Source organism: Pseudomonas sp. SMV7 (genome assembly GCF_052041995.1).
Taxonomy (GTDB): domain Bacteria; phylum Pseudomonadota; class Gammaproteobacteria; order Pseudomonadales; family Pseudomonadaceae; genus Aquipseudomonas.
In genome coordinates this window covers 279,552-291,564 of the sequence record NZ_JBKGGT010000003.1, presented here as the reverse complement: position 1 = coordinate 291,564, position 12,013 = coordinate 279,552, and the positions used below count along the sequence as shown (strand labels likewise).

Sequence of the window (12,013 nt, the reverse complement as noted above, 5' to 3'; positions counted from 1 at the left end):
GTTATGTATCGGGACTGCCGCTCATCCAAAGGATGACCAAACGGTAGTCCTCGGCACTGCAGTCCATGCACAATCCACGCGGCGGCATAGCCTTGAAACCCTGGGTCACGTGCGTCACCAGTACCTCCATGCCTTGCGCCAGCCTTGGCTCCCATGCTGCCCGGTCACCCTGCCTGGGTGCCTGTGGCAACTGCCCGGCGTGACAGGCCGCACACGTGCGGTTGTACAACACCTCGGGATCCTGTGTAGCCTGTGCGCTGAAAAACGGCAGGAACATACCGACAGCAAGCAGCCATTTCGCCATGCGGAACGACCTTCAGGGTTGGGGGCCGCGCTGCGTTCTGTTGCGCGAGCTATTGTTCGACACCCCATGCCCGTTCCCCTTCGCTGGGAGAATGAGCACACAAAAACTGGGGCATTATATACTTCCGCCATCCAAACGGAAACGACACCGCTTGCCCGGCTCGGGCCTATAGAGTCAGGCAACACCCACATCGGATATCCCATGCAAGTCAAGAACCCCATCCTCGGCCTCTGCCAGAAAGCCAAATTCGCCCTCAGCGCCGCCAAGGTCGAACAATGCCCGGACGACCAGGGTTACGAGGTGGCTTTCGCCGGCCGCTCAAATGCCGGCAAGTCCAGCGCCCTCAATACCCTGACTCATGCCAGCCTGGCGCGTACCTCGAAAACCCCCGGGCGCACCCAGCTGTTGAATTTCTTCAGTCTGGACGATGAACGGCGTTTGGTCGACCTGCCGGGCTACGGTTATGCAAAAGTGCCGATTCCGCTGAAGCAACATTGGCAGAAACACCTGGAAGCCTACCTGGGCAGCCGTGAATGCCTGCGTGGCGTCATCCTGATGATGGACGTACGCCACCCGATGACCGACTTCGACAAGATGATGCTCGACTGGGCCAAGGCCAGCAGCATGCCGATGCACATCCTGCTGACCAAGGCCGACAAGCTGACCCACGGCGCGGGCAAGAACACTCTGCTCAAGGTGCAGTCGGAAATTCGCAAGGGCTGGGGCGATGGCGTGACCATCCAGCTGTTCTCGGCACCCAAGCGGCTGGGCGTGGAAGACGCCTATCGGGTGCTCGCAGACTGGATGGAGCTGGAAGACAAGCCAGTAGCTTGAGGCCTGCTTCGTCCCCTCTGGGGGACATTAACGTGGGAGCGGGCGAGCCCGCGAAGAATTCAGCGCGGAGCATGGCCTGGGCTTCGCCCAGGTTCGCGGGCCCGCCCGCTCCCACAGCGTTCTTCACCAGACTCAGGCCAAATTTCGGGCAAAAAAAACCCCGGACTTCGTATGGGGAGGGGGAAGTTCGGGGTCCAAGTCCGGACCGCTAGGGCGGGGTCCAGATATCTGCCAACACTTAACACAACATAGGAGCATCGAAAGGCTTCACCAGCCATTCAGTTACTCTGAGTTGCGCTTCACCGGTTTAGTTCCGGAGCCCTGGAAACTATTTGCGATAGTTTCATGAAGCTTCAGCATCAACGGCGCTGAGCGATGCCAGGATCCGCGACACTACAGCGCAGATCCTGCCAGCCTTGCCTGCGTGATCAGTGAGCTTCGTCCCAATTCGCGCCAACGCCTGCCTCGACCAGCAGCGGCACATCCAGCTGCGCCGCCTGGCTCATGTGCTGGCGAATTTCATCTTTAACCTGGCCTACCAGGTCCTCGCGCACCTCCAGCACCAGTTCGTCGTGAACCTGAAGGATCACTCGCGCATCCAGGCCGCTTTGGTCCAGCCAGTTATCCACATTCACCATGGCCCGCTTGATGATGTCCGCCGCAGTGCCCTGCATTGGCGCGTTGATCGCGGTGCGCTCGGCACCTTTGCGCAAGGCCGGGTTCTTGGCATTGATATCCGGCAGGTACAGGCGGCGACCAAACAGGGTTTCGACGAAGCCTTGCTCGGCGGCCTGGGCGCGGGTGCGCTCCATGTAGGCCAGCACGCCCGGGTAGCGAGCGAAATAGCGGTCGATGTAGTCCTGCGACTGCTTGCGGTCTACGCCGATCTGCTTGGCCAGGCCAAACGCGCTCATGCCATAGATCAGGCCGAAGTTGATGGCCTTGGCACTGCGGCGCTGGTCGTTGGTGACGTCTTCCAAGGCCACGCCGAACACTTCCGCCGCTGTGGCGCGGTGCACGTCCAGGTTGTTGCGGAAGGCATGCAGCAAGCCTTCGTCCTTGGCCAGATGGGCCATGATGCGCAGCTCGATCTGCGAGTAGTCGGCGGCCAGCAACTTGTAGCCCGGGCTGGCGACGAAGGCTTGGCGAATTCGCCGCCCTTCAGCGGTCCGGATTGGAATGTTCTGCAGGTTCGGGTCGCTCGAGGACAGCCGGCCGGTAGCCGCCACCGCCTGCTGGTACGAGGTATGGATACGCCCGGTGCGCGGGTTGATCTGCCCTGGCAGCTTGTCCGTGTAGGTACTCTTGAGCTTGCTCAGGCTGCGGTACTGCATCAGTACCTCGGGCAACGGGTAGCCTTGCTCGGCCAGTTCGTCGAGCACCGCTTCCGCTGTGGACGGCTGGCCCTTGGTGGTCTTGCTCAGTACCGGCATGCCCAGCTTGTCGTAGAGGATCGCGCCCAGCTGCTTGGGTGAACCAAGATTGAACTCCTCACCGGCGAGCTCATAGGCGCGCTGCTCCAGTTCGGCCATCTTCACCCCCAGTTCACCACTTTGCTCCCGCAGCAGCGCAGCATCGACCAGCGCACCCTGGCGCTCGATCCTGGCCAGTACTGGCACCAGCGGCATCTCGATGTCCATCAATACCGGTTGCACGCTCGGCGTCTGTGCCAGGCGCGCCTGCAACGCCTGGTGCAGGCGCAGGGTGATGTCGGCGTCCTCGGCGGCGTAGGGGCCGGCCTTGTCCAGGTGGATCTGGTTGAAGGTCAGCTGCTTGGCACCTTTGCCAGCGATGTCCTCGAAGGCGATGGTGGTGTGGTCGAGGTACTTCTGCGCCAGGCTATCCATGTCGTGACGGGTGGCCGTGGAGTTCAGCACATACGACTCGAGCATGGTGTCGTAGGCCACACCGCGCATCTCGATGGCCGGCGAGCCGTTGGCGAGGATGTTGATATCGTACTTGGCGTTCTGCCCGACCTTGGCCTTGGCCGGGTCTTCGAGCAACGGTTTGAGTGCCAGCAGCACGGTCTCGCGGTCCAGCTGCGCCGGTGCACCTTCGTAATCATGGGCCAGCGGCACATAGGCCGCTTCATGCGGCTCGACGGCGAACGACAAGCCAACCAGTTGCGCCTGCTGGGCATCCAGGCTGGTGGTCTCGGTGTCGAACGCGAACAGCGGTGCCTGGCGCAGCTTCTCCAGCCAGAATTCGAATCGGGCCGGGTCGAGGATGGTTTCGTACCTGGCCTCGACCTTGGCCACCGGTTCGGCGATCGATGCGATATTGTCACCGGCCTCGGCCGCGTCGCGCTGCACTTCGGCAATCCAGCTCTTGAACTCCATTTCGGTGTACAGCGCCAGCAGCGCTTCGCGGTCAGGCTCGCCGCATACCAGGGCATCGACTTCGATATCCAGCGGTACGTCGACCTTGATGGTGGCCAGTTCATACGACAGGAACGCTGCGTCGCGGTGCTCCTCGAGCTTGGCCGGCAAGGTCTTGGCACCGCGAATGGCCAGCGTCGGTACCTTGTCCAGGTTGGCATAGAGGTCGCTGAGCCCACCGCCGATGCCGGTCAGCAAGCCCACCGCGGTTTTTTCGCCCACGCCCGGTACGCCGGGAATGTTGTCGACCTTGTCACCCATCAGGGCCAGGAAATCGATGATGTGTTCCGGGCCGACGCCAAATTTCTCGTGCACGCCAGCGACGTCCAGCACGCTTCCGGTCATGGTGTTGACCAGGGTAATGTGCCCGTCCACCAGCTGCGCCATGTCCTTGTCACCGGTCGAGATGATCACCGGGCGTCCGAGGGCCGCACTGCTGCGCGCCAAAGTACCGATCACGTCGTCGGCCTCGACACCCTCGACGCACAGCAGCGGGTAGCCCAGCGCCTTGACGCTGGCGTGCAACGGCTCGATCTGCAAGCGCAGGTCGTCCGGCATGCTCGGGCGGTTGGCCTTGTACTCGGCGAACATGGCGTCGCGGAAGGTGCCGCCCTTGGCGTCGAATACCACCGCGAACGGGCTGTCGGGGTATTGCTTGCGCAGGCTCTTGAGCATGTTCAGCACCCCTTTCACCGCGCCGGTCGGCATGCCCTTGGAGGTGGTCAACGGCGGCAGCGCATGGAAGGCGCGGTACAGGTAGGAGGAACCGTCCACCAGGACGAGGGGCGCTTGGCTCATGAGCAGAATCAACCTTTTCGACGGGTCCGGCGCTAGAATAGCCAGAATCATTGACGACAAAGGGACAAGGTTATCATGCGTACACTCAATCGCCTGTTACTGCTCGGTCTGTTGGCAACCATGCCTGTCGTCACCCTGGCGGCGGAAGACGCCCCCTCGGCCGATCCCGAGGTGACCATTCGCACGGAAGGCGACAAAACCATCCAGGAGTACCGGCAGAACGGGTTCCTGTATGCGATCAAGATCACGCCGAAAAACGGCAAGCCTTATTTCCTGGTACGCGCCGATGGCTCTGATGGCAATTTCATTCGATCCGACCAGCCGGACATGCTGATTCCGTCCTGGAAGATCTTCGAGTGGTAATCTGACGCGCACCGTTCACATCAACCTGGCACTTCCCGGCGGAAGTGCCCGTATGGGCAACTTTTCATCATGTCAGTCTTCACCCCCGTGACCCGGCCTGAGCTGGAAACCTTTCTGGCGCCGTACGAGCTGGGCCGTCTGCTCGACTTCCAGGGCATCGCCGCCGGCACCGAGAACAGCAATTTCTTCGTCAGCCTCGAACAGGGGGAGTTCGTCCTGACGCTGATCGAGCGCGGGCCCAGCGAGGACATGCCGTTCTTCATCGAGCTGCTCGACACCCTGCACGCCGCCGACATGCCAGTGCCCTATGCGATACGGGACCGCCACGGCAACGGCCTGCGTGAACTGTGTGGCAAGCCGGCACTGCTGCAGCCACGGCTGTCGGGCAAGCACATCAAGGTACCGAACGCCCAGCACTGCGCCCAGGTAGGCGAATTGCTGGCGCACATTCACCTGGCTACCCGCGAGCACATCATCGAGCGCCGTACCGACCGTGGCCTGGACTGGATGCTGGCCTCAGGTGCCGAACTGCTGCCGCGCCTGACCGCCGAGCAAGCCGCGCTGCTGCAACCGGCACTGGCTGAAATTCGCGCACACAAGGCGCAGATTCTGGCCCTGCCACGCGCCAACCTGCATGCCGACCTGTTCCGCGACAACGTGATGTTCGAAGGCACCCACCTGACTGGTGTGATCGACTTCTACAATGCCTGTTCCGGGCCGATGCTGTATGACATCGCCATCACCGTGAACGACTGGTGCCTGGATGAGCACGGCGCTGTGGATGTACCGCGCGCCCAGGCGCTGCTGGCCGCATACGCGGCGTTGCGGCCGTTCACTGCTGCCGAGGCTGAGCTGTGGCCGGAAATGTTGCGGGTAGGGTGCGTGCGCTTCTGGCTGTCGCGCCTGATTGCCGCCGAGTCGTTTGCCGGAATGGATGTGATGATCCACGACCCGAGCGAGTTCGAAGTGCGCCTGGCGCAGCGCCAGCAGGTGGCCTTGCACCTGCCATTCGCCCTCTAGAGCGCGCCGGCTGCTGCGCGGGCATGCCCGCAAAGCAGCCGGGACAGGCTTACAGCTGTTCCAGGCACCCGGCCAGGTCGCCCCCCAGCTTTTCCAGCAAACGCTCATAACCCTTGCCATCCACCGGGTCGCTACCGCCCAGGGCATCCAGCTCGGCCAGGCGCACCGGCAGGCCGGCAACCAGCGTCTCGGCCAGGCGTGGCCGCAACGGCGGTTCGCTGAAGACACAGGTCTTGCCTACTTCCTGCAGGCGCTTGCGCATGGCGGCCACGTGCTGCGCGCCGGGCTGCACCTCGGCTGCCACGGTGAACACCCCGGTATGCTTCAGGCCGTACTCGGCTTCGAAATAATCGAACGCTTCGTGGAACACGAAGTACGGCTTGCCGGCAATGCCGGCCACCCGCGCCTTGATCCGTCCGTCCAGAGCGTCCAGGCGTTCATCGAAGGCCTTCAGGTTGCTTTGGTAGCGCGCGGCATTGGCCGGGTCGACCTGCGCCAAATCCGCAGCCATTTTCGCAGCGATTACCCGTGCATTGACCGACGATAGCCACAAGTGCGCGTCCAGGCTGCCTGGACGGTGGTCGTGGTCATGATCGTCGTGGTCTTCCTCTTCATGGGACTGGCTGTCTTCGCCAAAATGACGCAGCTTCATGCCTGGCAGCGACTGTACGGCCACCGTGGGCTTGCTGCGATTGCCCAACACCCGTGGCAGGAAGTTCTCCATGTCCGGGCCGATCCAGTACAGCAGGTCAGCGTCCGCCACCCGCCGAACATCCGACGGGCGCAGTGCATAGTGGTGCGGCGATGCCCCCGGCGGCAGCAAAGCCTCAGGGCTGCCGAGCCCGTCCTGCACCGCGGCGGCAATCTGCTGCAGCGGCTTGATGGTGGTCAGCACGCGCACGTCGGCCTGGGCGGAAAATGCGATGAAAGCGACAAACAGGGCTAGTAATCGGGACACGGTGAGTACTCGATTCGTCAGAAACAGGTAACATAATAACGTCTCCATCCAGAACCGTCGCTGCCCATGTCCATCACGCCGCTGGCCAACCGCCCTCACGACCATTCCCATTGCGTGCACAGCGCACTGGCTGAAGCCGACGCCTTGTGCACCCGCCAGGGCCTGCGCCTGACCGCGCTGCGCCGCCGCGTGCTGGAACTGGTGTGGCAAAGCCACAAGCCGCTGGGTGCCTACGACATCCTCGCCGTGCTCAGCGAGCAGGATGGCCGCCGCGCCGCACCACCCACGGTGTACCGTGCGCTGGATTTCCTCCTGGAAAACGGCCTGGTACACCGCATCGCCTCGCTCAACGCCTTCATCGGCTGCAGCCACCCCGAGCACGTGCATCAGGGCCAGTTCCTGATCTGCCGGGCTTGCCATGTGGCCATCGAACTGGAGCAGGACAGCATCAGCCAAGCCATCGTCGACAGCGCCAAAGGCGTAAGCTTCACGGTCGAGAGCCAGACCGTGGAAGTGGTCGGCCTGTGCGGCAACTGCCGGAGCGCGGCATGAGCGATGCACTGATCCGCCTGGAGCAGGTCGGCGTCACCTTCGGCGGCGAGGCGGTGCTCGACAGCATCGACCTGTCGGTCGCGCCCGGCCAGATCGTTACCCTGATCGGCCCGAACGGCGCGGGCAAGACCACCCTGGTGCGTGCCGTGCTCGGTTTGCTCAAACCGCATCATGGCAAGGTATGGCGCAAACCGAAGCTGCGCATCGGCTACATGCCGCAGAAAATCCAGGTGGATGCCACATTGCCGCTGTCAGTGCTGCGCTTCCTGCGCCTGGTTCCCGGGGTAGACCGCGCGGCCGCCTTGTCGGCACTGCAGGAAGTGGGTGCCGAGCAGGTCATCGACAGCCCGATCCAGACCATTTCGGGCGGTGAGATGCAGCGCGTGCTGCTGGCCCGTGCCTTGCTGCGCGAACCCCAGCTACTGGTGCTCGACGAGCCGGTGCAGGGCGTCGACGTGGTCGGCCAGGCCGAGCTGTACAACCTCATTACCCGCTTGCGCGACCGCCACGGCTGTGGCGTGCTGATGGTTTCCCACGACCTGCACCTGGTCATGAGCGCCACCGACCAGGTGGTGTGCCTGAACCGCCACGTCTGCTGTTCAGGCCACCCCGAGCAAGTCAGCGGCGACCCGGCGTTCGTCGAGCTGTTCGGCCAGGCCGCCGCACCCAGCCTGGCCATCTACCACCATCATCACGACCACAGCCACGACCTGCACGGCTCGGTGGTCGCCCCTGGCACCCATGTTCACGGAGCGCACTGCAAGCATGGCTGATTTTCTTCTCTACGCCCTGCTTGCCGGTTTGTCCCTGGCGCTGGTGGCTGGCCCGCTGGGCTCCTTCGTGGTGTGGCGGCGCATGGCCTATTTTGGCGACACCCTGTCTCACGCCGCCCTGCTCGGTGTAGCCCTGGGCTTTGCTTTGGACGTCAGCCCGGCGCTGGCGGTAACCGTGGGCTGCCTGCTGCTGGCAATCCTGCTGGTCACCTTGCAGCAACGCCAGCCGCTGGCCTCCGACACCCTGCTCGGCATCCTCGCCCCCAGCACCCTGTCGCTGGGCCTTGTGGTGCTGAGTTTCATGCATGACGTGCGCATCGACCTGATGGCTTATCTGTTCGGCGACCTGCTGGCCATCAGCACCACCGACCTGGCCTGGATCCTCGGCGGCAGCGTGCTGGTCCTGGCGCTGCTCGCCCTGCTCTGGCGGCCGCTGCTGGCCATCACCGTGCACGAAGAGCTGGCCATGGTCGAAGGCCTGCCCGTAGCCGGTCTGCGCATGGCGCTGATGCTGCTGATCGCGGTAGTGATCGCCGTGGCCATGAAGATCGTCGGCGTGTTGCTGATCACCTCGCTGTTGATCATCCCCGCCGCTGCGGCACAGCGCCACGCCCGCTCCCCGGAGCAGATGGCCCTCGGCGCGAGCCTGCTGGGCGTGACTGCGGTATGCGGTGGGCTGGCCATGTCCTGGTTCAAGGATACCCCTGCCGGCCCGTCGATCGTGGTTTGTGCGGCGGTGCTATTCTTGCTGAGCCTGGCCCTGCCCAAACGCTGAAAAACAGGGCGTGTGAAGGCGCGCCCTGCAACCTTTTCGCACGTAAAGGGTCTGTAAGACTTGTTTTCGAGCGTGCGCACCTGGGTGTAGACTTGCTCGCTTTTTGCGCAAATAGAGAGTCGCAGGAATGAAGCCGTTCGCCTCCCGTTATCTGCTTGTTGCCGCGTTTTCCCTGTTCCTGGCTGCCTGTTCCAGCGCGCCGGTCGAACAGGCCGCCGTACCTGCCCAAGCCGATGCCTGGCAGCAGTTGCAACAGAACATCGCCAGCAACGAGCTGGCAACCGCCGAAGACCAGCTGGCCGCTCTGCAGGCCCAGTCGCCGGATGACGCGCGCCTGGAGCAATACCAGCGCCAGCTGGCCGAAGCCTACCTGCAGCGCAGCCAGGTCTTCTTGCAAAAAGGCGATGTGAACGCTGCGGCCACCGCCTTGGCACGCGCCCGCGCGCTGATGCCGCAAGCCCCAGCAGTCACCGGTGGCGATGCCGTTACCCAGGCCCGCAAAGCCGAGCTGGAGAAAGCCGAGGCAGCGTTGAAGGCCGCCGAAGCCAAGCCCAAGGCACGCATCATCGACCCGGCCGCGCCCAGCACTGTGGTGGCCTTGAAGACGACCGACAGCCGCGCCATGCGCCGCCAGCTGGATGATATCGCCGCCGACGTGGTCAGCTACCAGTGTGACGTGGTGTTCCAGGTGCCGCGTACCGAGGATGGGCCTTGGCTGAAAACCCTGCTGGAGAAACGCGTACGCAAGATCGACAGCGGGTTCGAGCTGAAGCAGAAGCATGAGATCCAGCGCGCGCTGCCGGCGCAAGTGGTTCTGGTTCCGCATCAGCGTTGAAAAGCAGGGGCGCTTCGCGCCCCTTTCGCGACACAAGGCCGCTCCTGCAGAGCAATGCGGTCCTCTATAGCACCGGCCTTGTGCCGCGATGGGCTGCACAGCGTCAGGCCGGTACAGCCTCCGCAGCCACCTCCCGCTCCCACACCCGATGCCCCTCGACCGCTTTGACGAAGGCATCCACCGCACTCTGGTCATCCCCCAGCAGCAAGCCCTTGTCTTCCTTGAGGCCCAGGCTGCCAGACAGCTCCCCGGTCAGCACCATGGCCTTCAGATGCTTGTAACCCTCGAGCAGGAAATGCTTGGCCAACCCGCTGGCTGCAAGCGCATCGGTCGAGGCCTTGCCACCCGGTACGACAATCCCGTCGAACATGATCGATGGCATGCCTTCCATCGAAGCAGCGACCGGCAACTGCGTGCCATCCGCCGCTTTCACCGGCGCTGAAGTCGGCCCCAGCAGCAGCGGCCGGGCACTGTGCGCCTCCAGTGCCTTCACCAGCCGGTCGACACTACCGGCGTCCACGCCATCCGCCACCAGTACTGCGATCTTGCGCCCCTTGATACCGACCACACCGGGGTGATTCAGCTGGCTCAGCGCGGGCGACTGGGCCAGCTGGCTACCCTTCACCTGCACGGTACCCGCCGCCGGTGCGGGCAGGCCGAGGTTTGCCGCCACCGCCGCCGCCAGCTTCAGGTCGATGTTGGCCAGGATTTCGTTCACTTCCCGCGCCCGGATCGCCTCACGCTCGACCTTGCCCAGCTCGAAGCTGTAGGCCTTGATGATATGCTGCTGCTCGGTCGGGCTCATGCTCTGGAAGAACAGCCGCGCCTGGGAAAAATGGTCGCTGAACGATTCGCTGCGCTGGCGGATCTTGTGAGCATCGATGCGCTCCTGGTAGCTCTCGAAACCGCCATCCTGCGCAGCAGGCGGGGTTTCTTTCGGCCAGCCACCATCGATGGAGTTTGGCTCGTACGAGGCGCGCCCCTTGTGCACCACATGCTGGTGCAAGGCATCGCGCTGGTTGTTGTGGTTGGGGGCAACCGGGCGGTTGATCGGGATCTGGTGGAAATTCGGCCCGCCCAGGCGGCTGAGCTGGGTGTCGGTGTAGGAGAACAGCCGGCCCTGCAGCAACGGGTCATTGGTGAAGTCGATGCCAGGCACGATATGGCCCGGGCAGAACGCCACCTGTTCCACTTCGGCAAAGAAGTTGTCCGGGTTGCGGTTCAGCACCATCTTGCCCAGCGGCGTAACCGGGACCAGTTCTTCCGGGATGATCTTGGTCGGGTCCAGCAAGTCGAAGTCAAACTTGTGCTCGTCGGCCTCCGGCACGATCTGCACGCCCAGTTCCCACTCTGGGTAGTCGCCCGTTTCGATGGCTTCCCACAGGTCGCGGCGCTGGAAGTCGGGGTCTTTCCCGGCCAGCTTCTGCGCTTCGTCCCACAGCAGCGAATGCACGCCCTGACGCGGTTTCCAGTGGAACTTGACGAAACTGGCCACGCCCTGTTCGTTGATCAGGCGGAAGGTATGCACGCCGAACCCTTCCATCATGCGCAGGCTGCGTGGAATCGCGCGGTCCGACATTGCCCACATCACCATATGGGCCGACTCCGGTACCAGCGAGACGAAATCCCAGAAGGTGTCGTGGGCCGAGGCACCGGTGGGAATCTCGTTGTGCGGCTCCGGCTTCACGGCGTGGACGAAATCCGGGAACTTGATCGCATCCTGGATGAAGAACACCGGCATGTTGTTGCCCACCAGGTCGAAATTGCCTTCATCGGTGTAGAACTTCACCGCAAAACCGCGCACGTCACGCACCGTGTCGGCCGACCCCCGCGGGCCCTGCACCGTGGAAAAGCGCACGAAAACGGGGGTGATTCTTGCTGGGTCGCGCAAGAAGCCTGCCTTGGTCAGTGCTGCGTGATCGCCATAGCTCTGAAAGTAACCATGCGCCCCGGTCCCTCGGGCATGCACGATGCGCTCCGGAATACGCTCGTGGTCAAAATGGGTGATCTTCTCGCGCATGATGAAGTCTTCGAGCAGCGAGGGGCCACGGTCGCCAGCCTTCAGGGTGTTCTGGTTGTCAGCGATGCGCACGCCCTGATTGGTACGCAGCGCCTGGCCGGTGGCGTCACTGCGCACGTCCTCCAGGCTTTGCAGCTTGGCATTGGTGTTGGCGCGGTCTGGCGTGTCGGTGCCGGCGAGCTGGCTGTGTTTTGGCGAATCCGTCTTCTTGCTGGGCATCGTGGCTCTCCTCATCCGTCTTCAGGCTGCCCTGCAGGGCATGTTCAAGTAGTGACTGGAGGCCGCTTGGTTGCGTTCAATTGACTTTACCGGTTGTCGCGATATGCCCGAAGGATTGGTGCAATACGAAATAAATGCTAAGAACAGTTATTGGAAAAGGCTAAAATGCGCGACCCCAGCCAAC

The 12,013-nt window shown here is 63.2% G+C and carries 11 protein-coding genes; 7 read left to right on the top strand and 4 right to left on the bottom strand.

What is annotated here, in order from left to right:
- Position 1: 1 nt before the first annotated feature.
- Positions 2-304 (bottom strand): c-type cytochrome, encoded by a 303-nt coding sequence (locus ACLEJP_RS06125; RefSeq protein ID WP_440804917.1) that lies wholly within the window; start codon positions 302-304, stop codon positions 2-4.
- 201 nt (positions 305-505) lie between these two features.
- On the opposite strand from ACLEJP_RS06125, the gene yihA reads away from it, so the two are divergent.
- Positions 506-1,138, top strand: a complete 633-nt coding sequence (yihA, locus tag ACLEJP_RS06120; RefSeq protein WP_019099202.1) for a ribosome biogenesis GTP-binding protein YihA/YsxC — start codon at positions 506-508, stop codon at positions 1,136-1,138.
- A 428-nt stretch (positions 1,139-1,566) separates the two neighbouring features.
- Here the strand turns inward: yihA and polA are convergent, their stop codons facing one another.
- Complete coding sequence (gene polA, locus ACLEJP_RS06115) at positions 1,567-4,314, bottom strand: DNA polymerase I (protein WP_440804916.1); 2,748 nt, start codon at positions 4,312-4,314, stop codon at positions 1,567-1,569.
- 75 nt (positions 4,315-4,389) lie between these two features.
- Between polA and ACLEJP_RS06110 the strand changes: the two genes are divergently transcribed.
- On the top strand, positions 4,390-4,677 hold the full coding sequence (locus tag ACLEJP_RS06110; protein WP_015268476.1) for a DUF2782 domain-containing protein: 288 nt from the start codon (positions 4,390-4,392) through the stop codon (positions 4,675-4,677).
- Between the two features lie 69 nt (positions 4,678-4,746).
- Complete coding sequence (locus ACLEJP_RS06105) at positions 4,747-5,697, top strand: homoserine kinase (protein ID WP_440804914.1); 951 nt, start codon at positions 4,747-4,749, stop codon at positions 5,695-5,697.
- Between the two features lie 49 nt (positions 5,698-5,746).
- On the opposite strand, the gene ACLEJP_RS06100 is transcribed toward ACLEJP_RS06105, so the two are convergent.
- Positions 5,747-6,703 carry a zinc ABC transporter substrate-binding protein gene (locus tag ACLEJP_RS06100; protein ID WP_440804913.1) on the bottom strand — a complete coding sequence of 319 codons (957 nt, stop codon included), beginning with the start codon at positions 6,701-6,703 and terminating at the stop codon, positions 5,747-5,749.
- Between the two features lie 18 nt (positions 6,704-6,721).
- Between ACLEJP_RS06100 and zur the strand changes: the two genes are divergently transcribed.
- From zur to ACLEJP_RS06080, 4 genes are all read left to right on the top strand, one after another.
- Positions 6,722-7,207, top strand: a complete 486-nt coding sequence (zur, locus tag ACLEJP_RS06095; protein WP_289128873.1) for a zinc uptake transcriptional repressor Zur — start codon at positions 6,722-6,724, stop codon at positions 7,205-7,207.
- Positions 7,204-7,980, top strand: coding sequence for a zinc ABC transporter ATP-binding protein ZnuC (znuC, locus tag ACLEJP_RS06090; protein ID WP_170027669.1), 777 nt, complete (start codon positions 7,204-7,206; stop codon positions 7,978-7,980). The genes zur and znuC overlap by 4 nt, the downstream gene beginning before the upstream one ends.
- The gene (gene znuB, locus ACLEJP_RS06085; protein WP_440804911.1) at positions 7,973-8,755 is read left to right on the top strand and encodes a zinc ABC transporter permease subunit ZnuB; all 783 of its coding nucleotides are present in this window, start codon (positions 7,973-7,975) and stop codon (positions 8,753-8,755) included. The genes znuC and znuB overlap by 8 nt, the downstream gene beginning before the upstream one ends.
- Before the next feature lie 127 nt (positions 8,756-8,882).
- The gene (locus ACLEJP_RS06080) at positions 8,883-9,590 is read left to right on the top strand and encodes a PA5502 family lipoprotein (RefSeq protein ID WP_296235103.1); all 708 of its coding nucleotides are present in this window, start codon (positions 8,883-8,885) and stop codon (positions 9,588-9,590) included.
- 103 nt (positions 9,591-9,693) lie between these two features.
- Here the strand turns inward: ACLEJP_RS06080 and katE are convergent, their stop codons facing one another.
- Complete coding sequence (katE, locus tag ACLEJP_RS06075) at positions 9,694-11,829, bottom strand: catalase HPII (protein ID WP_440804909.1); 2,136 nt, start codon at positions 11,827-11,829, stop codon at positions 9,694-9,696.
- Positions 11,830-12,013: the final 184 nt, after the last annotated feature.